This window comes from Nocardioides sp. NPDC058538 (assembly GCF_042719275.1).
Taxonomy (GTDB): Bacteria; Actinomycetota; Actinomycetes; order Propionibacteriales; family Nocardioidaceae; genus Nocardioides.
On the sequence record NZ_JBHXNY010000013.1, the window covers coordinates 46,947 to 68,275 of the forward strand.

Annotated in this window: 19 protein-coding genes; 13 read left to right on the forward strand and 6 right to left on the reverse strand. The window is 69.7% G+C overall.

Features of this window, described 5'->3' with window-relative positions; genetic code table 11:
• Positions 1–32: 32 nt before the first annotated feature.
• From ACFWQC_RS13995 to ACFWQC_RS14025, 7 genes are all read left to right on the forward strand, one after another.
• Entirely contained in the window at positions 33–632 is a 600-nt protein-coding gene (locus ACFWQC_RS13995) for a TetR family transcriptional regulator (protein ID WP_357337061.1), read from the forward strand.
• 79 nt (positions 633–711) lie between these two features.
• Entirely contained in the window at positions 712–1,518 is an 807-nt protein-coding gene (locus ACFWQC_RS14000) for a TIGR03084 family metal-binding protein (RefSeq protein ID WP_378678631.1), read from the forward strand.
• Entirely contained in the window at positions 1,515–3,323 is a 1,809-nt protein-coding gene (locus tag ACFWQC_RS14005; protein ID WP_378678634.1) for an acyclic terpene utilization AtuA family protein, read from the forward strand. The genes ACFWQC_RS14000 and ACFWQC_RS14005 overlap by 4 nt, the downstream gene beginning before the upstream one ends.
• Positions 3,320–4,471 carry an acyl-CoA dehydrogenase family protein gene (locus ACFWQC_RS14010; protein ID WP_378678636.1) on the forward strand — a complete coding sequence of 384 codons (1,152 nt, stop codon included), beginning with the start codon at positions 3,320–3,322 and terminating at the stop codon, positions 4,469–4,471. The genes ACFWQC_RS14005 and ACFWQC_RS14010 overlap by 4 nt, the downstream gene beginning before the upstream one ends.
• Positions 4,468–6,054 carry an acyl-CoA carboxylase subunit beta gene (locus ACFWQC_RS14015; RefSeq protein WP_378678639.1) on the forward strand — a complete coding sequence of 529 codons (1,587 nt, stop codon included), beginning with the start codon at positions 4,468–4,470 and terminating at the stop codon, positions 6,052–6,054. The genes ACFWQC_RS14010 and ACFWQC_RS14015 overlap by 4 nt, the downstream gene beginning before the upstream one ends.
• 5 nt (positions 6,055–6,059) lie before the next feature.
• Positions 6,060–8,015, forward strand: a complete 1,956-nt coding sequence (locus tag ACFWQC_RS14020) for an acetyl/propionyl/methylcrotonyl-CoA carboxylase subunit alpha (protein ID WP_378678641.1) — start codon at positions 6,060–6,062, stop codon at positions 8,013–8,015.
• Positions 8,012–9,178, forward strand: a complete 1,167-nt coding sequence (locus ACFWQC_RS14025) for an acyl-CoA dehydrogenase family protein (protein WP_378678643.1) — start codon at positions 8,012–8,014, stop codon at positions 9,176–9,178. The genes ACFWQC_RS14020 and ACFWQC_RS14025 overlap by 4 nt, the downstream gene beginning before the upstream one ends.
• Positions 9,179–9,241: 63 nt before the next feature.
• Here ACFWQC_RS14025 and ACFWQC_RS14030 read toward each other — a convergent pair whose 3' ends face one another.
• Positions 9,242–9,934 (reverse strand): RDD family protein, encoded by a 693-nt coding sequence (locus tag ACFWQC_RS14030; RefSeq protein ID WP_378678646.1) that lies wholly within the window; start codon positions 9,932–9,934, stop codon positions 9,242–9,244.
• 54 nt (positions 9,935–9,988) lie between these two features.
• A complete protein-coding gene (locus ACFWQC_RS14035) occupies positions 9,989–10,555 on the reverse strand; it encodes an RDD family protein (protein ID WP_378678649.1) in 567 nt (188 codons plus the stop codon).
• Between the two features lie 96 nt (positions 10,556–10,651).
• Between ACFWQC_RS14035 and ACFWQC_RS14040 the strand changes: the two genes are divergently transcribed.
• Positions 10,652–11,788, forward strand: a complete 1,137-nt coding sequence (locus tag ACFWQC_RS14040; protein ID WP_378678651.1) for a YihY/virulence factor BrkB family protein — start codon at positions 10,652–10,654, stop codon at positions 11,786–11,788.
• Here the strand turns inward: ACFWQC_RS14040 and ACFWQC_RS14045 are convergent.
• Entirely contained in the window at positions 11,785–12,366 is a 582-nt protein-coding gene (locus ACFWQC_RS14045; protein ID WP_378678654.1) for a protein-L-isoaspartate O-methyltransferase, read from the reverse strand. The two genes, ACFWQC_RS14040 and ACFWQC_RS14045, sit on opposite strands and share 4 nt — an antisense overlap.
• 19 nt (positions 12,367–12,385) lie before the next feature.
• Between ACFWQC_RS14045 and ACFWQC_RS14050 the strand changes: the two genes are divergently transcribed.
• Together ACFWQC_RS14050 and ACFWQC_RS14055 are read left to right on the forward strand one after the other, a co-directional pair.
• Complete coding sequence (locus tag ACFWQC_RS14050; protein ID WP_378678657.1) at positions 12,386–13,153, forward strand: enoyl-CoA hydratase family protein; 768 nt, start codon at positions 12,386–12,388, stop codon at positions 13,151–13,153.
• Between the two features lie 115 nt (positions 13,154–13,268).
• On the forward strand, positions 13,269–15,458 hold the full coding sequence (locus ACFWQC_RS14055) for a HelD family protein (RefSeq protein ID WP_378678660.1): 2,190 nt from the start codon (positions 13,269–13,271) through the stop codon (positions 15,456–15,458).
• A gap of 87 nt (positions 15,459–15,545) precedes the next feature.
• Here the strand turns inward: ACFWQC_RS14055 and ACFWQC_RS14060 are convergent, their stop codons facing one another.
• From ACFWQC_RS14060 to ACFWQC_RS14070, 3 genes are all read right to left on the reverse strand, one after another.
• Positions 15,546–16,190, reverse strand: coding sequence for a nucleotidyltransferase domain-containing protein (locus ACFWQC_RS14060; protein ID WP_378678663.1), 645 nt, complete (start codon positions 16,188–16,190; stop codon positions 15,546–15,548).
• A 113-nt stretch (positions 16,191–16,303) separates the two neighbouring features.
• Entirely contained in the window at positions 16,304–16,918 is a 615-nt protein-coding gene (locus ACFWQC_RS14065; protein ID WP_378678666.1) for a hypothetical protein, read from the reverse strand.
• Entirely contained in the window at positions 16,915–17,415 is a 501-nt protein-coding gene (locus ACFWQC_RS14070; protein WP_378678668.1) for a SigE family RNA polymerase sigma factor, read from the reverse strand. Before ACFWQC_RS14070 ends, ACFWQC_RS14065 begins: the two co-directional genes overlap by 4 nt.
• A gap of 102 nt (positions 17,416–17,517) precedes the next feature.
• Between ACFWQC_RS14070 and ACFWQC_RS14075 the strand changes: the two genes are divergently transcribed.
• Genes ACFWQC_RS14075 through ACFWQC_RS14085 form a run of 3 tightly spaced genes read left to right on the forward strand, consistent with a single transcriptional unit; the run spans position 17,518 to position 21,268 of the window.
• Positions 17,518–19,458: an anthranilate synthase family protein gene (locus tag ACFWQC_RS14075; RefSeq protein WP_378678671.1), complete on the forward strand. Its 1,941-nt coding sequence runs from the start codon at positions 17,518–17,520 to the stop codon at positions 19,456–19,458.
• Positions 19,458–20,027 carry an anthranilate synthase component II gene (locus tag ACFWQC_RS14080; protein ID WP_378678674.1) on the forward strand — a complete coding sequence of 190 codons (570 nt, stop codon included), beginning with the start codon at positions 19,458–19,460 and terminating at the stop codon, positions 20,025–20,027. The genes ACFWQC_RS14075 and ACFWQC_RS14080 overlap by 1 nt, the downstream gene beginning before the upstream one ends.
• Positions 20,024–21,268, forward strand: a complete 1,245-nt coding sequence (locus tag ACFWQC_RS14085) for an anthranilate synthase component I family protein (RefSeq protein WP_378678677.1) — start codon at positions 20,024–20,026, stop codon at positions 21,266–21,268. Before ACFWQC_RS14080 ends, ACFWQC_RS14085 begins: the two co-directional genes overlap by 4 nt.
• Positions 21,269–21,329: the final 61 nt, after the last annotated feature.

Consider the following 21,329-nt stretch of genomic DNA (forward strand, 5'->3'; position numbering starts at 1 on the left):
TGTTTGTTTCTGGCGCGGCAGAGTGCGTGCCTGTGAGCCAGGCCACCCGGATTCCTCAGGAGCAGCGCACCCGCGCGATGCGGGCGCGACTCCTCGACGCCACCGTCGAGCTGCTGGCCGAGCGCGGCTTCGCCGGCACCTCGACCACGCTCGTCTCCCAGCGCGCCGGGGTCTCCCGCGGGGCGCAGCTGCACCACTTCCCGGCCAAGAACGACCTGGTCGTGGCGGCCGTCGAGCACATCACCGAGGCCCGCGGCGAGGCGCTGAAGGAGGCTGCCGGGGCACTGCCGGAGGGCGGGCAGCGTACGCGGCACGTGCTCGCCATGCTCGCCGAGCAGGTCACCTCCCCGGTCTTCGCCGCGGCCCTGGAGCTGTGGGTCGCGGCCCGCACCGACGAGCAGCTGGCCGCGGCGGTGGGTCCGCTCGAGCAGCGCATCGGCCGCGAGCTCCACCGGGCCACGGTCGAGCTGCTGGACGTGGACGAGTCGAAGCCGGGGGTGCGCGAGCTCGTGCAGGCCACGCTCGATCTCGTCCGCGGCCTGGCTCTGGCTGACACGATTACCGACGACGCCGCCCGACGCGAGCGGATCCTCGATCACTGGGCCGAGGTTCTGGAAAGAGAGCTGCAATGAACGAGCGCAAGCGAGTGAACCTTGAACCTTTCATCGGGCCGCGTCCGTATTCTGGCGCTCGCGCTACGGAGGTGGCCCGATGAGTCTCCTGGATTCACTTCTTGAGGACCTCTCCATGGAGGGGTTCGAGCTACGCCAGGTGGTGGCGGGCCTGAGCGAGGCGGGCTGGCGCGAGCCGACGCCGGCCGCCGGCTGGGACGTTGCCGCCCAGATCGCCCACCTGGCCTGGACCGACGAGGCCGCGCTCGCCGCGACCGAGTGGGTGGCGGGTGATGCGACCGCCTGGGACGAGCTGGTCACCGAGGCGCTCAAGGACCCCGAGGGCTACGTCGACGAGGCCGCGCTGGCGCTTGCCACGATGCCGGCGACCGACCTGTTGGAGCACTGGGACGGCGTACGCGGCGAGCTCGCCGGAGCGCTCGCGAACGTCCCGAACGGGCAGAAGCTGCCCTGGTTCGGGCCGCCGATGTCGCCGGCCTCGATGGCGACCGCGCGGTTCATGGAGACCTGGGCCCACGGACTGGACGTACGCGAGGCGCTCGGCCTGACCTACGAGCCCAGCGACCGCATCAAGCACGTCTGCCACCTCGGCACCCGCACCTGCGATTTCTCCTACGGTGTCCACGGCCTGACCCCGCCGAGCTCCCCGTTCCGGATCGAGCTGACTGCGCCGTCCGGAGAGGTCTGGGAGTGGGGGCCGGAGGACGCGGCGCAGAGCGTCCGAGGCCCGGCGTACGACTTCGCGCGCCTCGTCACCCAGCGCATCCATCGCGACGACACCGCGTTGGAGGCGACCGGGGACGACGCCGAGAAGTGGCTGAGCATCGCCCAGGCGTTCGCCGGCCCCACGGGCACCGGACGAGCGCCGGAGGGGGACGCGCGATGATCACGATCGGCAACTGCTCCGGCTTCTACGGTGACCGGTTCTCGGCGATGCGCGACATGCTCGAGGGCGGTCGGCTCGACGTGCTCACCGGCGACTACCTCGCCGAGCTCACCATGCTCATCCTCGGCAAGGACACCCTCAAAGACCCGACGACGGGCTATGCCAAGACCTTCCTGCGCCAGGTCGCCGACAGCGTCGACCTCGCGCTGCAGCGAGACGTCAAGATCGTCTCCAACGCGGGCGGGCTCAACCCCGCCGGTCTCGCTGCCGCCATCGAGGCTCTCGGGACCCGGGCGAAGGTCGCGTACGTCGACGGCGACGATCTTCGTGGCCGTCTCGACTCGCATCCCGACGCCCTGACCGCCAACGCCTATCTCGGCGCTTTCGGGATCGCGCACGCGCTCGACGCCGGCGCCGACATCGTCGTCACCGGCCGAGTGACCGACGCGAGCGTCGTGGTCGGGCCGGCGATCGCCCACCACGGCTGGAAGCGCGACTCCTACGACGAGCTCGCGGGCGCCGTGGTCGCCGGGCACGTGATCGAGTGCGGCACCCAGGCCACCGGCGGCAACTTCTCCGGGTTCCTGACCATGTCGCCGCAGGCTCGGGCGCGTCCGCTGGGCTTCCCGGTCGCCGAGATCGCCGTCGACGGCTCCTCGATCATCACCAAGCAGGACGAGACCGGCGGCACGGTCACGGTCGACACGGTCACCGCGCAGCTGCTCTACGAGATCCAGGGTCCGCTCTACCTCGGCCCCGACGTCACCACCGACCTCACCTCGATCCGGCTCCAGGAGGTCGGCATCGACCGGGTGGCGATCACCGGCGTGACGGGCACCCCGCCTCCGGCGACCCTCAAGGTCGCGGTCAACTCGCTCGGGGGCTACCGCAACTCGGCCGAGTTCGTCCTCACCGGACCCGACATCGATGCCAAGGCCGCCTGGCTGCGGGACCAGCTCGACGCCGAGCTCCCGATCGGACCCGACTACACCTGGTCCACCTACCGCATCCCGGCGCCCGACTCGCCGACCGAGGAGGGAGCCGCCTGCATCCTGCGGCTCTCCGCCAGGGCTGCGGACGCGGACGCCGTCGGACGCGCGCTGACCGCTCCGGCCATCGAGCTGGCGCTCGCCTCCTACCCGGGCTTCCACGTCACCGCGCCCCCGGGACGGCCGTCTCCGTTCGGGATCTACAAGGCTGCGTACGTCCGGCGCGACCGCGCCCCGGAGACCGTCCACCTCCCCGACGGTTCGACCTACGAGGTCCCGTCGCCCCTCGCCTACGCCGAGGCGTCACGTACGTCGGCCGAAACGTCACGTACGTCGGCCGAAACGTCACGCGCGTCGGCCGAGACGTCACGCGCATCGACGGGAGTGACGTCTCGTACGACCGGGGCGACGCCTCGGCCGACGGGAGCGACGCCTCGGCCGACGGGGGCGACGTCTCGGCGAGAGCTGGGAGAGCTGGTCTATGCGCGATCCGGGGACAAGGGCGGCGATGCCAACCTCGGGCTCTGGGTGCCGCAGGGGCGGCCGGAGGCGTCTGTCGAGTGGCTGCTGGACACCGTCACCCCGCAGTGGGTGCGGGAGCTGCTGCCCGAGGCCGAGGACCTGGCCATCGACATCACGCCGCTGCCGCACCTGCGGGGCGTGAACATCGTCATCCACGACCTGCTAGGGGAGGGTGTGGCCGCCTCGACCCGGTTCGACCCGCAGGCGAAGGGGCTGGGCGAGTGGGCGCGGAGCCGATTTGTCGACATGCCCCTAAATCTCTGTCCCGACGGCACGTCGGAGGCGATCCGATGAACGACGACCTCTTCCGTCTGGGCGCCGAGTTCACCCGCCGTGAGGTCTTCCCCGACCTGCAGGCGTGGGAGGACAACCAGGAGATCCCGCGGGAGGTCCACAAGGCCGCCGCCAAGCAGGGTCTGCTGGGGATCGGGTTCCCGGAGGCGGCCGGCGGCGAGGGCGGCGGACTGGCCGACACTGTCGCGGTGACCGAGGGGATGATGTCCGAGGGGGCCTCCTCGGGCCTGCTCGCGGGCCTGTTCACCCACGGGATCGCGCTGCCGCACATCGCCCACCACGGCTCGCCCCACCTCATCGACACCTATGTGAAGCCGACGCTGGCCGGTGAGAAGATCGGCAGCCTCGCCATCACCGAGCCCGACGGCGGCTCCGACGTCGCCCACCTCCGCACCACCGCAACCCGCGACGGCGACGAGTTCGTCGTCAACGGCGCCAAAACGTTCATCACCAGCGGTGTACGCGCCGACTTCGTCACCACCGCGGTCCGCACCGGTGGCCCGGGTGCCGGCGGCATCAGCCTGCTGGTGATCGACAAGGAGGTCTCGACAGGCTCGACCACCGGTGGATTCACGGTCACCCGCAAGCTCGCCAAGATGGGCTGGCACTGCTCCGACACCGCGGAGCTCGCCTTCGAGGACGTACGTGTCCCCGCCGCCAACCTCGTCGGCGACGAGAACGCCGGTTTCATCTACATCGCCGAGGCGTTCGTGACCGAGCGGATCGCGCTGGCCGTGCAGGGCTACGGCACCGCGGCGCGCTGCCTGGCGCTCACCGCCGACTTCTGCCGCCAGCGCGAGACCTTCGGCGAGCCCCTGATCAAGCGTCAGGTGGTACGCCACAAGCTGGTCGAGATGCACCGGCAGGTCGAGGTGGCGAAGGCCTACACGCACGCCGTGGTCGCGCGCTACGACCGCGAAGGCTCGACACAACAGACGATCGCCGAGGCGGCGCTGGCCAAGCAGACGGCGGTCGAGGCCTGCACATGGGTCGTCGACCAGGCCGTCCAGCTTCACGGCGGGACGGGATACATGCACGGGACCGAGGTCGAGCGGCACTACCGCGACGCCCGGATCCTGCCGATCGGAGGAGGAGCCACCGAAGTGATGACCGACCTGGCCGCCAAGCTGTTGGGACTGGATCGATGAGCAACCGAGAGGCTCTCCTCGAGAAGATCGAGGCACTCGACGCCGAGCACGCGAAGGCCGCGGCCGGCGGCGGGGAGAAGTACGTCGCCCGCCACAAGGCCCGCGGCAAGCTGCTCGCCCGCGAGCGGATCGAACTGCTGCTGGACGAGGGCAGCCCGTTCCTGGAGACCCAGCCGCTGATCGGCTGGGGCAGCGACTTCCCGGTCGGTGGCTCGATCATCACCGGCATCGGTGTGGTCGAGGGCGTCGAGTGCATGATCGTCGCCAACGACCCGACGGTGAAGGGCGGGGCGCTCAACCCCTACTCCCTCAAGCGCTCCTTCCGGGCGGCCGAGATCGCGGAGAAGAACGGCCTCCCGACGATCAACCTCACCGAGTCCGGCGGCGCCGACCTGCCCACCCAGAAGGACATCTTCATCCCCGGCGGCAAGGGGTTCCGCGACCTGACGAGAGCCTCCGCCCGCAAGCAGCCCAGCATCTCGGTGGTCTTCGGCAACTCGACCGCCGGCGGAGCGTACGTCCCCGGCATGAGTGACTACGTGATCATGGTCAAGGAGGGCGCGAAGGTCTTCCTGGCCGGTCCGCCGCTGGTCAAGATGGCGACCGGCGAGGACACCGACGACGAGTCGCTGGGCGGTGCCGAGATGCACTCGCGCATCTCCGGCTCCTCCGACTTCCTCGCCGTCGACGAGCACGACGCGATCCGGCAGGCGCGTCGTGTCGTGGCCCGGCTCAACTGGCGCAAGCGTGGCCCCGAGCCGAAGGCGAGCTACGAGCCCGAGCTCGACCCCGACGGCCTGCTCGACCTGATCCCGACCGACCTCAAGGAGCCCTTCGACCCGCGCGAGGCGATCCTGCGGATCGTGGACGGGACGGGGCCGGAGGTCTCGACAGGCTCGACCACCGATCAAGCCTTCGACGAGTTCAAGCCCCTGTATGGATCGAGCCTCTGCGTCGGCTGGGCACGGCTGCACGGCTACGAGATCGGCATCCTCGCCAACGCGCGCGGCGTGCTCATGTCGGAGGAGGCCCAGAAGGCGGCGCAGTTCATCCAGCTCGCCAACCAGAAGGACACCCCGCTGCTGTTCCTGCACAACACCACCGGCTACATGGTCGGCACGGAGTACGAGCAGGGCGGCATCATCAAGCACGGCGCCCTGATGATCAACGCGGTCTCCAACTCCACCGTCCCGCACCTGACCGTGATCATGGGCGCGAGCTACGGCGCCGGCAACTACGGCATGAACGGGCGTGCGTACGACCCCCGCTTCCTGTTCAGCTGGCCCTCGGCCAAGTCCGCGGTGATGGGGCCGGCCCAGCTCGCCGGCGTGATGGAGATCGTCGCCCGCGAGTCTGCGGAGAAGAAGGGCGAGATCTTCGACGTCGAGGGGTTCAAGGGCGTCAAGGAGATGGTCGAGGGGATGGTCGAGGAGCAGTCGCTGCCGATGTTCCTGAGCGGACTCGGCTATGACGACGGGGTCATCGACCCGCGCGACACCCGCACCGTCCTCGGCCTCTGCCTCTCCGCCATCGCCACCCAACCGATCGAGGGCGCCATGAACTTCGGCGTCTTCAGGATGTGATCGCCGTGCCTATCGACAACAGCATCTCCCGAATTCTCGTCGCCAACCGCGCCGAGATCGCCTCGCGCGTCTTCTGCACCGCCCGCAAGCTCGGGATCGAGACCGTCGCGGTGCACTCCGACGCCGACGCGGACCTGCCGTTCGTGGCGGAGGCGGACCATGCCGTACGCCTTCCCGGCAACGCCCCGGCCGAGACCTACCTCCGCGCCGACCTCATCATCGAGGCGGCGAAGGTGGCCGGTGCCGACGCGATCCACCCGGGCTACGGGTTCCTGTCGGAGAACGCCGACTTCGCCCGCGCCGTCGAGGCGGCCGGTCTGGTCTGGATCGGGCCCGCGCCCGAGTCGATCGAGCAGATGGGCTCCAAGATCGAGGCCAAGAAGATCATGGCCGCTGCCGGGGTCCCGGTCCTGGAGGCGCCGGCATCGCCGGTCGAGTCCGACCTGCCGCTGCTGGTCAAGGCCTCCGCCGGTGGGGGCGGGCGCGGGATGCGGATCGTCCGCTCGCTCGACGCTCTCGGCGCCGAGATCGCCAAGGCCGAGGCCGAGGCCGCGTCCGCCTTCGGGGACGGAACCGTCTTCGTCGAGCCGTACGTCGAGGCCGGCCGCCACGTCGAGGTCCAGGTCGTCGGCGACGGAGCCGGCAATGTCGCGGTCTTCGGTGAGCGCGACTGCTCGGTGCAGCGTCGCCACCAGAAGGTCATCGAGGAGTCTCCGGCCCCGCTGCTGCCGGACGCTGTCCGGTCGGCGCTGCACGAGGCCGCCCGGAACGCCGCCGCGGCGATCGACTATCGCGGTGCCGGGACCGTCGAGTTCCTCTACGACGCCGCCTCGGAGCGGTTCTGGTTCCTGGAGATGAACACTCGGCTGCAGGTCGAGCACCCGGTCACGGAGCTGGTGCACGGGGTGGATCTGGTGGAGCTGCAGATCGCGGTCGCGGAAGGTGGAGGTGTTGGTTTCGACACGCTCGCTCCTCCTGAGGGCCTGAACGAAGTGGCCCCAACCAGCGGGGTGAACGGGCATGCGGTGGAGGTGCGGCTCTACGCCGAGGATCCAGCCGCCGACTATCAGCCGCAGTCGGGCATCCTGACGAAGCTGGTGGTCTCGACAAGCTCGACCACCGGCGGGACAGACGTCCGGGTGGATGCCGGATACACCTCTGGCTCGCAGGTCAGCACCTTCTACGACGCGATGCTGGCGAAGGTGATCGTGCACGCGCCCACGCGCGACGCGGCGATCCGCCGACTGGTCTCGGTGCTGCGTACGGCCAAGATCCACGGGCTGGTGACCAACCGCGAGCAGCTGGTCGGGATCCTCGGGTCGGAGGTCTTCCGGTCCGGTGAGGTCAGCACGTCCCTTCTCGCGGAAGAAAAATTCCTTCCGCACACGGAGGACCCTGGCGCTCCGGTCGCCGCGGCGGTCGCGCTGGCGGAGGCCACCCGACGCCCGGGCATCCCGGTCGCCTGGCGCAACGTCACCAACCAGCCCCAGCGGACCACCTTCGAGGATGGCTCGGAGGATGGGCTGACCGTCGAGTGGTACGGCACCCGCGACGGTTATCGCATCGACGGCTTCGAGGTCGTCGACGCAGGTCAAGACCAGGTTTCTCTCGAAAAGGACGGCCTGCGAACGACATACCGGATTGCTGTCGACGGCGACCGGGTCGACGTCGACTCCGCGTTCGGTCATACCGCGCTGAGGAAGCGTCCGCGGTTCACCGACCCCGCGACCCAGACCCAGCCCGGAAGCCTGCTGGCACCGATGCCGGGATCGGTCGTCAACGTGCTCGCGGAGGCCGGCAGCAACGTCACCGAGGGCCAGCCGCTGCTGGTGCTCGAGGCGATGAAGATGCAGCACACCGTGACCGCGCCCACCGACGGCGTACTCGCTCAGATCAACGTCAAACCAGGAAGCCAGGTCGCCGCCGGCGAGGTGCTGGCCGTCGTAGAGGAGGCAGAATGACCACCGCGTTCACTGAGCCCGAGGAGCGGACCGCGCTGCGTGAGGCGGTGGCGAAGCTGGCCGGGAAGTACGGCCACGACTTCGTCGCCAAGCAGGCCCGTGAGGGCGGCAAGATGACCGAGATGTGGCTCGAGATGGGCCGCAACGGGTTCCTCGGCGTCAACATCGACGAGGAGTACGGCGGCGGTGGCGGCGGCATGAGCGACCTCGCCGCCGTGCTCGAGGAGGCCGCGACCGCCGGCGCCCCGCTGTTGATGATGGTCGTCAGCCCCGCGATCTGCGGCAGCATCATCGGCCGCTGCGGCACCGACGAGCAGAAGAAGCGCTGGCTGCCGGCCATCGCCGACGGGAGCCTGTTGATGGCCTTCGGAATCACCGAGGCCGACGCCGGCTCCAACTCCCACAAGATCACCACCACCGCCAAGCGTGACGGCGACAACTGGGTGCTCAACGGCCAGAAGACGTTCATCTCGGGTGTCGACGAGGCCGACTCGGTCCTCATCGTCGCGCGTACCGAGGACGCGAGGACGGGCAAGCTGAAGCCGGCCCTCTTCGTCGTCCCGACCGACTCCGAGGGCTTCACCAAGCAGGTCATCCCGATGGCCTGGGAGGCGCCGGAGAAGCAGTTCACCCTCTTCATCGACGACGTACGTCTCCCCGCCGACGCGCTCGTCGGCGACGAGGACGGCGGCATCTGGCAGCTCTTCGCGGGCCTCAACCCCGAGCGCATCATGGGCGCCGCTCTCTCCTGCGGGATGGCCCGTTACGCCCTGGCGAAGGCGGTGGAGTACGCCGCCAACCGGTCGGTCTGGAAGGACGCCCCGATCGGCTCCCACCAGGGCATCGCGCACCCGCTCGCGAAGGTCAAGATCGAGCTGGAGCAGGCTCGCCTGCTGTGGCAGAAGGCCGCCGCGCTCTACGACGCCGGCGACGACGCCGGTGCCGGGGAGTACGCCAACATGGCCAAGTACGCCGCCGGCGAGGTCGCCTGCAACGCCACCGATGCCGCGGTTCACACCCACGGCGGCAACGGCCTGACGGTCGAGTACGGCCTGGCCAACCAGCTCGTCGCCGCCCGCCTGGGCCGGATCGCCCCGGTCAGCCGGGAGATGATCCTCAACTACATCGCCATGCACACCCTGGGGCTCCCGAAGTCCTACTGATCACGGCGAAATGAGTACAGGGCCGGTCGCGTGAGCGACCGGCCCTGTTGCGTACGTCTGTCTCTACTTCTTCGGCTCGATGATCACGATCGTGCTGAGGATCTTGTCGGCGAAGGTCTGACGCTTGTCGTCCCACAGCGGCCACAGGTAGCCGATGTAGCAGGCGAGCTGGTCGAGGTAGTGGACGAAGAAACGCCCGATCGAGAACCAGGTGCCGAGGACCTGACCGTCGGCCTCCTTGACGACCTTGATGCCGAGGACGCCCTTGCCGATCGAGTAGCCCGTCTTGCCCTGCTTCAGGCCGTAGTTCCAGAACAGGAAGGCAAGGGACACGAGGAAGCCGATGAACATGAGGAGCCCGCCGATGGCCATGAGCGCCCCGTTGGGCTCGCCGGCGGACGTGTACATGCCGGTGTTCGGGTCGTACTCCGAGACGCCGCCCGCGGCGGCGCCGCCGATGAGCAGGCCATAGCCGATCCAGAACGGGATCATGGCCACTGCGCCGACGAGTCCGTCGATGATGAAGGCACCCGCGCGTGCGCCCCAGGAGGCGTACGGCGGGGTCGGGGCGCCATAGCCGTACCCGGCTGGGGCGGCGCCATAGCCGGTGGGAGCGGCAGGAGCGCCGTAGCCCGCCGAGGGCGGAGGCGGCGGCGCGCTGGGCTGACCGTAGGCCGGTGCTGGCGGCGGAGTCGGCGGCAGGGGCTGGCCGGAGGGGTCCTGCGGGGCGCCAGGGGGCGGGCCGTAGTTAGACATGCGCCGAGTATGGCCACATCTCAACGTAAATGTCAGCGCACACGCCTGAGCCCGTCACGTCTGAGCCCGAGGCTCCACCAGGACCAGCGTCGCGACGATCTTGTCGGCGAAGGTCTGCCGCTTGTCGTCCCACAGTGGCCACAGGTAGCCGATGAAGCAGAACGCGTCGAGGACGTGGAGAAGCTGCCGCCCCAGCGCCATCGGGACGCCGGTCGTCGCCTGTGACTCTTTGCGGACCAGCTTGATCCCGACGACGCCCTTGCCGATGGTGTAGCCGGTGCGGCCCTGCTTGAGGACGTGGTTCCAGACGGCGAAGCCGATGAACCCCAGCCAGCCGACCAGGGTGACCAGGAGGCCGAAGATGGTGACGAAGAAGCCGGACTCCTGCGACAACCCGCCGCCCACGCCGGCGACCAGATAGAACGGCACCAGCAGCGCTGCGTCGATCAGCGCACCCCCGGCTCGGCGACCCCAGGTCGCCAGCGGTGGGCCGGTGGGGACGTACGACTGCTGTGCCCACGGCGGGGCCTGGGGCTGCTCCCCGGGTCCACGAGCGGGGTCCTGCGGTGCGCCTGGCGGCGGCCCGGGTGGCGGGCCGAAGTTCGACATCTGGTGGGTCATCTCCTCGAGTGTGCTGGCCTGCTGACCTGACCGACGTTCAATCTATCGGGTCGCACAGGGGTTAGCCTGACCCTTATGGCTGGAGCGGCGACGGCAATGGATCGGGCTCAGCGCCGGTTTCCGCCGGTCGCGTTCCCGCTGGCTGTCCTCTACAAGTTCTGGGACGACCAGGGCAACAACCTCGCCGCGATCATCACCTACTACGCCTTCGTGGCGGTCTTCCCGCTCCTGCTGCTCGCCTCCTCGATCCTCGGTTTCGTGCTGGAGGGCAACCCGAGCCTGCAGGAGGCGGTCCTCGACACGGCGCTGGCGCAGTTCCCGATCATCGGCGACCAGCTCGGCCGCAAGGAGCTCACCGGCTCGTCCGGCGCGATCATCATCGGTGGTCTCACCGCCCTCTACGGTGCGCTCGGCCTGGGCCTCTCGTTGCAGAACGCGGTGAACACCGCCTGGTCCGTGCCGCGCAACAGCCGTCCCAACCCGATCCTGCTGAGGGTGCGGGCGCTGCTCATGCTCGCCGCCGGTGGACTGGCCATCCTCTCGGTGACCGCGCTGTCGCTGGTGCTGAGCCGCACCGACTTCCTCGGGTTCAAGGCGGTCGACGTCGGCTACTGGCTGGTGATCCTCGGCACGGTCGTGATCGTCACGGGCATGCTCTGCGTCGTCTTCCGGATGGCCACCACGCGCGATCACGCCCTCGGCCACGCCCTTCCGGGAGCGCTCACGTTCGCGCTGCTGTGGCAGGTGCTGCAGTACTTCGGCGCGGAGTTCGTCCAGCATGTGCTCGCCGCCACCCGTGGCATGAACCAGACCTTCGCGCTGGTCCTCGGTCTGGTCGCCTTCCTCTACATCGCGGCGCTGATGGTGGTGATCTCGATCGAGGTCAATGTCGTCTACGCGCGTCACCTGTGGCCGCGAGCGTTGCTCACCCTCTTCACCGACGAGGTCGAGCTGACCGAGGCCGACCGCCGCGCCTACGCGAGCTATGCCCTCATGCAGCGTCACAAGGGCTTCGAGACGGTCGCGGTCACGTTCGACGGTCCGGACGGTGACACTCACGAGATCGTCATGGACCCCTCCTGGCTCCGCAAGACCGCGAGGCGGATCCGTCGCCACGACGAGTTCAGCCGGCCGCTGCCGCCGACCAAGCCACCGCCCCCGGTGCCGCCCGGTCAGCTGCGCGCGGTGCCGCATCCCGACGAGGATCAGCCGGAGCGGCGTACGAGCTCTTAGGGCTTCGTCCGCAACGGCACGAAGCGATACCAGCCGTGGCCGCTGAGTCGCGCCGTGCCCGTCTCGTTCCGCTCCACCAGCATCATCAGGCCGGCGACCGGGACCACCATCCGCCCGGGCGAGGCGAGCTGGTCCATCAGTTCGCGCGGCAGGGCCTCGGCCTCTGCGGAGACGAGGATGCGATCGTACGCAGCCTCCCGGGGCCACCCGAGGACCCCGGGCTTCGCCTTCTCGATGCGGGCCCACGGCTGGTCGGTCGCTGCCAGGTTGCGGCGACCGAACCTGACCAGGGACGGTTCCAGCTCGACGCCGATGACGCTGCCCTCGGGACCCGTCAGATGGGCGAGCAGCGCGGTGGTCCAGCCCGACCCGGAGCCGACGTCGAGCACCTTGTCGCCCGGCGCGACCTCGAGAAGATGGAGCATGTCGGCCACCGTCCGCGGCTGCGAGTTGGTCTGCCCGTGGCCGATCGGAAGCGGCTCGTCGAACGTCGCGAAGCCGCGCTCCTCGGGAGGAAGGAAGCCCTCCCGGGGGATGGCGGAAAACGCATCGAGGACCGCGTCCACCCCTCCAGTCAAGCACCGTAATGTCTAGCCCATGACTGAGTCGCCTGAAACCACTGCTGAACTCGTCCACCTCGACGTCGCCGAGGGTGTCGCCACCATCACCCTCGACTCGCCGGCCAACCGCAACGCGCTCTCCCGCCAGCTGGTCACCGAGCTGTTCGAGGCGCTGCACGCCGCCGACAAGGACACCTCCGTCAAGGCCGTCGTGCTCCAGGCCACGGGCACCGTCTTCTGCTCCGGCGCCGACCTCTCCGAGGCCGCGACGGTGCCGATGGAGGAGGGCACCCGCGGGATCGTACGTCTCCAGCGCACCATCGTCGCCCTGACCAAGCCCGTCGTGGCGAAGGTCCAGGGACCGGTGCGCGCAGGCGGTCTCGGGCTCGTCGCCGCCGCCGACATCGCGATCGCCGCCGACACCGTCTCGTTCGCGCTCACCGAGGTCCGGCTCGGCCTGGCCCCTGCCGCGATCTCCCTCTCGATCCTGCCCCGGATCGACGCCCGCGCCGCCTCCCGCTACTTCCTCACCGGCGACAAGTTCGACGCCGCCGAGGCGGCCCGGATCGGCATCCTGACCGCAGCCGTCCCCGCCGCCTCGCTCGACGACGAGGTCGCCGCTATCACGTCCTCCCTGCTCGAGGGCTCCCCCCAGGGCCTGCGCGAGACCAAGCGCCTCATGGTCCGCGGCCTGGTCGAGCACATCGACGCCGGCGGCGAGGAGATGGCCGCCCTCTCCGCCCGCCTCTTCGGCTCCGACGAGGCCCGCGAGGCGATGACCGCGTTCCTGTCCCGCAAGCGGTAGCCGATTGGTGGCACCCGTGCTCGCATAACACCACGTCGGGGTAGAGTTACCTCCTTGCCGTGCGCCATGGGGGGCGCACGGCGGGTGTGGATCTTTGTGACGGGGGAACATCCAGTTGAACGACAAGCTGGCTGAGCGCGAGATCGCTCAGGAGCAGGGGTTCGTAGATCGTGTCTACCTCCAGCTGGGAGAGTCGGCGCGCGCTGCGCACGAGCTGGCCAACGAGGGCCGCGAACGTGGGGCCCTGGGGCATGAGGGCGGTCTGGTCGAGCGCGACGCGTTCGCCTTCCAGGCGGCGCGCCGCATCGCACAGCTCGATGCCGCTCACGAGGGGCTGGTCTTCGGCCGCCTCGACCTCGACCCGTCGGTCGACACCGAGCCGCGCTACGTCGGCCGCATCGGTCTGCGCGACGCGCAGCGTGACTCGCTGCTGATCGACTGGCGGGCGCCGGCGGCCGCGGTGTTCTACCAGGCCACGGCTGTGGAGCCGCGGTCGGTGATCCGCCGGCGGGTGCTCCGGTCCGAGGGGCAGAGCGTCATCGGTGTCGAGGACGAGCTGCTCGACGCCGAGGCTCTGGAGCGCTCCGGTGCCGACCTGCCGATCGTCGGCGAGGGCGCGCTGATCGCCCAGCTCAGCCGTGCCCGCGACCGCACGATGCACTCCATCGTCGCGACCATCCAGGCCGAGCAGGACAAGGCCATCCGTGCGCCGGGCAAGGGCGTCACGACGATCTCCGGTGGTCCCGGCGTCGGCAAGACCGTGGTGGCACTCCACCGCGCCGCCTACCTGCTCTACACCGAGCGTCGCCGCTACGAGTCCGGCGGCGTGCTGATCGTCGGCCCGTCGGGCGTCTTCATGCGCTACATCGAGCGTGTCCTGCCGAGCCTCGGCGAGACCGCGGTGGCGCTGCGTTCGCTGGGTGAGGTCGTGGACGGCGTACGCGCGACCTGGCACAACGACCCCGCGGTCGCCGACGTGAAGGGCTCGGTCCGGATGGCCGAGGTGCTGCGTCGCGCGTCGCGCCAGCAGGCGCCGGGATCCCCGCGCGAGTTCAAGGTCTTCTACCGCGACGACTCGCTGCGCCTGGATGGCAAGCGGCTCGGTGAGCTGCGGCGTCAGCTGATGAGCCAGGGCCGGCGCAACCAGCAGCTGCGTCGCGTACCTCAGATGCTTCTCGACATCCTCTGGCGGCAGGTACGCGGTGAGCGCGGCCGCGAGCGCGGTCGCGAGGTCTTCAACGACGAGATGCTCGACAACCCCGCCTTCCTCGAGTTCGCCGCTGCCTGGTGGCCGGCGCTGGAGGCGCGCGAGGTGCTCGGCTGGCTCCGCGAGCCGGAGTTCCTCGCCCGCGTCTCCGAGGGTGTCCTGACTCACGACGAGCAGCAGCTGCTCCTCAAGTCGTGGGCCGGCCGCGGCCTGACCGACGCCGACCTGGCCATCGAGGACATTCCGCTGCTCGATGAGCTCCGCTACGCGATCGGCGACATCCCCGAGCAGGTCGCCGACGAGCGCGACGCCGACCAGAGCGGCATCGACATCGCCGAGCTGATGACCGCCTCCGACCGCGAGTTCTCCTCGGGTCGTGGCTGGCGCCCGCCGACGTACCGGATCGACGACGACCCGTTCGCCCACATCCTCATCGACGAGGCCCAGGACCTGACGCCGATGCAGTGGCGGATGGTCGGTCGCCGGGGACGTACGGCCTCGTGGACCATCGTCGGCGACCCCGCCCAGTCCTCGTGGCCGGTGGCGGAGGAGGCCGAGGCCGCCCGGGCCAAGGCGCTCGAGGGCAAGCCCGTCCACGCGTTCCACCTGTCCACGAACTACCGCAACTCGGCCGAGATCTACGACTTCGCGGCCGCCTATGCCGAGCGGGTCGGGCTCAACGCCGACCTGCCCACCGCGGTCCGCTCGACCGGCGTCGAGCCGCGGGTCATCGAGCACGCGGTCGACCTGGAGAAGGCCACCCGGGAGGCGGTCGGCGAGATCGCGTCGCAGGTCAGCGGCACCGTCGGCGTCGTGGTCCCGGTCGCGCGCCGCTCCGAGGTCAACTCGTGGCTCGCGTCCTGGTCGGAGTTCGCGGACGGCGCTCCTTCGGCTGCTGCCGCTGCCGCCGATCCGACCTCGGTGCCCTCCGGCGAGGACCGCATCGTCGTCCTCACCGGCCTGGACACCAAGGGCCTCGAGTTCGACGGCATCGTCGTGGTCAGCCCCGACGAGATCGAACGCGAGTCGGCGACCGGCCGCGCCACGCTCTACGTCGTCCTGACCCGAGCGACCCAGCTGCTGACCACCGTCTCCTGACGACCGATCGCCGAGTCGGCGCAAACTGACCGATCGAAGGTCGAGTCGGCGCGTCAGCCATCGCCGACTCGGCGATGGCTGGCGGGGCTAGAGGGCTGTGATCCAGGGGTGGTCGGGCAAGGTCTGCTCGAGCGCGCGCCGCAGCCAGCGGCGTCGCCGGTCGTCGAGCAGCGGCACGGTGTTGTCGAAGTCGAGCTGGTCCTTGGCGCGAAGCCCTGGGGCCTTGTAGAGGAGCTGGATCTCGGGCTGGAGATAACGGATCCCGTCGCGCTCCCAGACCGCCTCGGACATCGGCATCCGGATCGAATCCTCACGCCGATAGACCCACGCATCGGCCGTGCCCGGGTTGAGCAGCAGGTCGTGCTCCCATGGATCCTGAGCGCTCCGCCGCGTCCAGATCTGGCCCTCGGTCTCCCAGAGGACATCGTCCGCAGCGCCGTCGGGATCGTCGTCCGGGAGTAGCGGACGCAGCGCCGTGGTGCCGGCCGCCCATACGTCGAAGCGCCCCGCCAGCTGCTTGCGCAGCACGGCGAGCTCGCTGCGGAGCACACAGGTGTCGATGTCCTCGTGGTCACGACGCACGCCGGTGAATGCCTCGATCGCCCAACCGCCCGCGATCCACCAGGTGCCTGGATAACCCGCGAAGAGCGCAGCGACGTCGGCCGGGGTGCGGCTTGCCCACGGGCCATAGAGCCGCTCGAAGTCGTCGTTGCTCAGATCGTTGACACCCACGTGCGGAGCCTAGCGACGGGCCCGGGCCGTACGTCGTTTGCTACACCAGTTGACGGCACCTTGTGAATCGTTCACAAGGTGCCGTCAACTGACGTAGCGGGCCGCGGCAGTGGTCAGCCGACGGAGGGCCTGGCGTCGGGGGTGACCTCGACGCCCTCCGCGAACTCGACGAGCTGCTCGTCGGTGAGGTGGATGGTGTTCCACATCTGGATGACGACGGTGAAGTCGCGGTAGGCGTACTTGAGCATCGTGGCGCCGTCGGGCGTCGTGATGAGGGTGGCGGGCCAGCCGTTTACGGTGGTGTTCGCCGAGTCGTCGGCGCCGGACGTGCTCGCCTCGAGGGTGACCACGATCTTCTCTTGGAAGTCGCTGATGGAGGACTTGTCGTCGGGGCGGGCGACGGCGAGGACGAACTGGTCGGATCCCTGCAGCACGAACCCCTCGGGTACCTTCGCCACGGTGTAGCCAGGCATCTGGGTCCCGTTGTAGTCGACGAGGCGTACGTTGTCGGCGGCCTGGACCGTCGGCGCGCCCCCGTTGTCGGAGGTCAGCGCGATGCCGCCGAAGGCGCCGCCGACCGCGAGGGTCAGGGCGGCGCCGCCGAGGACGGCGCGCTTGATCCGGCGCCGGGAGAGCGCCCTCTGGCCACGGCGGAGGTCGGGGGCGGCATCCCCCGTGGTCGCCGAGGGCGGGGTCAGGCGGGCGAGGCGGTCGATCACGTCGTTCATCGGGAGTCTCCTGTCAGTTGGGTGGGGGTGAGCAGCGCCCGGAGCTTGTCCAGGCCGCGTGCGGTCTGGGACTTCACGGTTCCGGTCGAGCAGCTGAGCGCATCGGCGACCTCCTCGACCGAGAGGTCGTGGACGTGCCGGAGCACGACGGCCGCGCGCTGCCGGGGTGGGATCTGGGCCAGCGCCGAGACCAGCTCGGGATCGACCATCGCCGGATCCTCGACCGGCGCCTCGGGCAGCGAGACCGCCCCCTGCTCCCGCCGGAAGAACGGGCGCCTGCGGTGGTCGATCAGGCAGTTGACCAGGGTCCGGCGAGCGTACGCAGCGGGGTGCTGCGACGCCCGTCCCCAGGCCAGATAGACCTTGACCAAGGTCGTCTGGACCAGGTCCTCGGCCAGGTGGGCGTCGCCGGCGGTCAGCAGCCGGGCAGTGCCGACGAGCGGTGCTCGGTGGCGGCGTACGAAGGCCTCGAATTCGGCGTCTTGGGAACGTCTCACGCACTGTCAACGGCTCAGGGGTGGCGCGGGGTTGCATGGGGACTCGCTTTCACCATCCGAATCGAATGGGTCAGGCGCGAGCGTGCGGATTAGGCTCATCCCATGACGACCCAGACGCCTGCCAAGACCGCGATCGAGGAGATCACGGGGCACGAGGCGTGGGCGATCATCCGGCGCTCGTCGCGAGCGGGTGACCGCGACACGGTCGGCATGCTGGCGGGCACGCGGTCCGTGGTCGAGTCGCTGCTCGACGTACCTCTCGAGGAGGGCGCCCCGGAGCCGGGAAAGGTGGCCGACCGACTGCTCGCGGTGCCGTTCCGACAGGTGAGCGAACGGGGCTTCGAGGCCCACGACGACGGCACCCCGCTGGTGGTCGTCGACGTGGAGCGCGAGTGGGAGTTCTCCGTCGCCGAGGTGATCGAGGCGCTTCCCGACGTCCCCGTGGAGTTCGTGGACCGCGGCGGGTTCGACGTGGACGACGACACCTACGCCGACCTGGTCAAGACCGTCATCGAGGACGAGATCGGCCAGGGCGAGGGCGCCAACTTCGTGATCGGCCGCCACTATCGTGCCCAGCTCGACGACTGGAACCACGACCGCGCGCTCACCGTGCTGCGTCGTCTTCTGGAGCGCGAGCGCGGGGCGTACTGGACCTACTGCTTCTTCACCGGCGACCGCTACCTCATCGGCGCCTCGCCGGAGCGGCACGTGAGCGTCCACGGCGGCGACGTCCGGATGAACCCGATCTCCGGCACGTTCCGGCTGCCGCGCGATCTCGAGGGAACGCCGGAGAAGATCGCGCACGATCTCAAGGGGCAGCTGACCGACTTCCTGACCGATCAGAAGGAGGTCTACGAGCTCTTCATGGTGGTCGACGAGGAGCTCAAGATGATGTGCGACATCTGCGACCAGGGCGGCCAGGTGCTCGGGCCGTTCCTGAAGCCGATGTCGCGGCTGATCCACACCGAGTATCTCCTCGCCGGCCGCTCGGCCCGCGACCCGCGCGAGATTCTGCGCGACACGATGTACGCCGCCACCGTCACCGGCTCGCCGGTGGAGAACGCGTGCAGGCTGATCAAGAAGTACGAGCCGGAGGGCCGTGGCTACTACGGCGCCGCCCTCGCGCTGCTCGGCCGTGACGAGTCCGGTGCGCCGACGGTCGATTCGCCGATCGTGATCCGCACGGCGGACGTGTCTGTCGACGGCCGCCTGAAGGTGAGCGCCGGCGCGACATTGGTGCGCGACTCCGATCCCACGTACGAGGTCGCCGAGACGCACGCCAAGGCCGGCGGGATCCTGTCGGCCTTCGGACTGGTGCCGGCCGCGCCCGCGCTCGCCCAGGACGTCTCCGAGCTGGTCAACGACGAGGACCTGCTGCTGACCCTGGCCGCCCGCAACCGCCGGCTGTCATCGTTCTGGCTCACCGACCAGGGCGACGAGGAACCCTCGGCCCACCTCGCCGGCAAGCACGCGGTGATCCTCGATGGCGAGGACGACTTCGTACGCATGCTGCGCCACGTCCTCCGGGTGCTCGGCATGACCTCGTCGGTCGTGCGGCACGAGGACTACGAGGACGGCGCCTTCGCGGGTGCTGATCTCGTCATCGTCGGGCCCGGACCGGGCGACCCGCGCGACGGAACTGATCCGAAGATGGCCAAGCTGCGCGCCGCGGTCGCGTCGCTGCTCGAGACCGAGCAGCCGTTCCTGGCGGTCTGCCTCGGCCACCAGGCGCTGTGCCACCAGCTCGGGATCGGGCTGCACTACAAGGACATCGTCTTCCAGGGCACCCAGACCCGCGTGGGTCTTGGGTTCGGCGGGCGGCCACGTCGTGAGCGGGTCGGCTTCTACAACACCTTCGTCGGGCGAGTGGGCTCCACGGAGCTGCCCGCGGGGGTGTCGGTGGATGCCGATCCCGAGTCGGGTGACATCCACGCCATCTCCGGTCCGCACTACGCCGGCATCCAGTTCCACGCGGAGTCGGTCCTCACCGAGCGCGGCTACGACCTCATCCACGACGTCATCAGCGATCTTTTGGCCCAGTGATGAAGATCGTCGTGGTCGACCACCACGACTCCTACGTGTGGAGCCTCGTCCACATGATTGCGCAGGTCACCGGGGCCCTTCCGGATGTCGTGGAGCACGACGAGGTGAAGCTCGGGGACCTCTCCGGCTACAGCCATGTGGTCCTCTCGCCCGGGCCCGGCCACCCGGCCGATCCGGCGGACTTCGCGGTCGGGCGGAACGTACTCCTGGACGCGGGGCGGCCAGTCCTCGGCGTCTGCCTGGGGATGCAGGGGCTGGTGACCGCCTACGGTGGCGTCGTCGACCGGATCGAGCCTGCGCACGGTGAGGTGGCTCAGGTGGCTCATGACGGTCGCGGGGTCTTCGCAGGCATCCCGTCACCGCTCGAGGCCGTCCGCTACCACTCCCTGGCGGCCGTCTCGATCCCCGATGTCCTGGAGGTGACTGCCCGTTCCGAGGACGGGGTCGTGATGGGCGTACGTCATCGGCTGCTGCCGCTGGAGGGCGTCCAGTTCCACCCGGAGTCGGTGCTTTCGGAGCACGGTGCGGCGATGGTCGCGAACTTCTTGGGCCGGCCGGGGGCACGATGAGCGTCGAGGACCTCTTCGCCGAGGTCGCCGCCGCACACCCGCGCTGCGTCTGGCTGGACGGCGGCGGCGCGCGCGAGTGGTCCGGCACGCGGTCGCTGATCGGCTGGCTGGAGGACGACGACGTCTCGCTGACCTACTCCGCTGCTCGTCGCGAGGTGCTGCGTCATGCCGGCGGTCGCTCCGAGGTGGTCGGCGACGACATCTGGCAGGTCCTGGAAGGTGAGATCGGGCCCGGGGAGCAGTGGTTCGGCTACCTCGGCTACGCCTGCCGTACTGATCTCCCCGCCGCCCCCTCGGTGGACATCCCGGACGCGGTGTGGATGCGCCCGTCCCACGTCCGTCTCTTTGAACATCCGCTCGGGGTAGTCGGGGATCGAACGGTCGCTCTACCCGCGGGTAACCGACCGTTTGATCCCCGACTATCCGCCTACCGCGCCGCCTTCGACCAGGTTCAGGAAGCTCTTCGGGCCGGCGACACCTACGAGGCCAACCTGACCTACCGCACCACGGACGAGGTCGAGGCCGACCCGGTGGAGACCTACCTGCGGCTGAGGAGCATCAACCCCGCCCCGTACGCAGGGTTCCTCCAGCACGACGTGGCCGGCCACGCGGCGTGGCTGCTGAGCTCGAGCCCGGAGAGGTACGCCCTGATCGACGCCGACCGAGTGATCGAGACGAGACCGATCAAGGGCACGACCCCGCGCGGCGCAGACGCCGCGGAGGACGCGGCCAACGCCGACCTGCTGCGTACCAATCCCAAGCTCCGCAGCGAGAACCTGATGATCACCGACCTGCTCCGCAACGACCTGGCGATGGTCTGCGAGCCCGGGACGGTGGAGGTGCCCCACCTGATGCGAGTCGAGTCCTATCCGAGCGTGCATCAGCTGGTCAGTACGGTCAGAGGCCGCCTGCGGGACGAGATCACCACGATCGAGGCGCTCCGCAGGCTCTTCCCAGCCGGGTCGATGACCGGCGCGCCCAAGCTGCGCACGATGGAGGTCATCGAGCGGGCCGAGCGTGATCTGGGCGGGCCGAGGGCGGCGTACGCCGGTGCTTTCGGCTGGATCTCCGGCGACGGGCGGGCCGATCTGGGCGTCATCATCCGGACCCTGACGACCCACGACACCCACACCTGGCGGATCGGCACGGGTGGCGGGATCACGGTCAGATCCGATGTCGCCGAGGAGGCTGCCGAGGCACGTCTGAAGGCCGATCGGGTGCGTGCCTCCCTCGGCAGATGATCAAACGGGTGAAAAGACGGCGACACGTTGAGACGGCGGCCGTTGTCTATTGGATCGTTCA

Excerpts from the sequence above, each read along its gene's own strand:
- ACFWQC_RS14075 (WP_378678671.1), top strand. The coding sequence starts at position 17,518 with ATGACGACCCAGACGCCTGCCAAGACCGCGATCGAGGAGATCACGGGG.
- ACFWQC_RS14000 (WP_378678631.1), top strand. The coding sequence starts at position 712 with ATGAGTCTCCTGGATTCACTTCTTGAGGACCTCTCCATGGAGGGGTTC.
- ACFWQC_RS14040 (WP_378678651.1), top strand. The coding sequence starts at position 10,652 with ATGGATCGGGCTCAGCGCCGGTTTCCGCCGGTCGCGTTCCCGCTGGCT.
- ACFWQC_RS14015 (WP_378678639.1), top strand. The coding sequence starts at position 4,468 with ATGAGCAACCGAGAGGCTCTCCTCGAGAAGATCGAGGCACTCGACGCC.
- ACFWQC_RS14010 (WP_378678636.1), top strand. The coding sequence starts at position 3,320 with ATGAACGACGACCTCTTCCGTCTGGGCGCCGAGTTCACCCGCCGTGAG.
- ACFWQC_RS14035 (WP_378678649.1), bottom strand. The coding sequence starts at position 10,555 with ATGACCCACCAGATGTCGAACTTCGGCCCGCCACCCGGGCCGCCGCCA.
- ACFWQC_RS14030 (WP_378678646.1), bottom strand. The coding sequence starts at position 9,934 with ATGTCTAACTACGGCCCGCCCCCTGGCGCCCCGCAGGACCCCTCCGGC.
- ACFWQC_RS14050 (WP_378678657.1), top strand. The coding sequence starts at position 12,386 with ATGACTGAGTCGCCTGAAACCACTGCTGAACTCGTCCACCTCGACGTC.
- ACFWQC_RS14085 (WP_378678677.1), top strand. The coding sequence starts at position 20,024 with ATGAGCGTCGAGGACCTCTTCGCCGAGGTCGCCGCCGCACACCCGCGC.
- ACFWQC_RS14025 (WP_378678643.1), top strand. The coding sequence starts at position 8,012 with ATGACCACCGCGTTCACTGAGCCCGAGGAGCGGACCGCGCTGCGTGAG.
- ACFWQC_RS14080 (WP_378678674.1), top strand. The coding sequence starts at position 19,458 with ATGAAGATCGTCGTGGTCGACCACCACGACTCCTACGTGTGGAGCCTC.
- ACFWQC_RS14005 (WP_378678634.1), top strand. The coding sequence starts at position 1,515 with ATGATCACGATCGGCAACTGCTCCGGCTTCTACGGTGACCGGTTCTCG.
- ACFWQC_RS14065 (WP_378678666.1), bottom strand. The coding sequence starts at position 16,918 with ATGAACGACGTGATCGACCGCCTCGCCCGCCTGACCCCGCCCTCGGCG.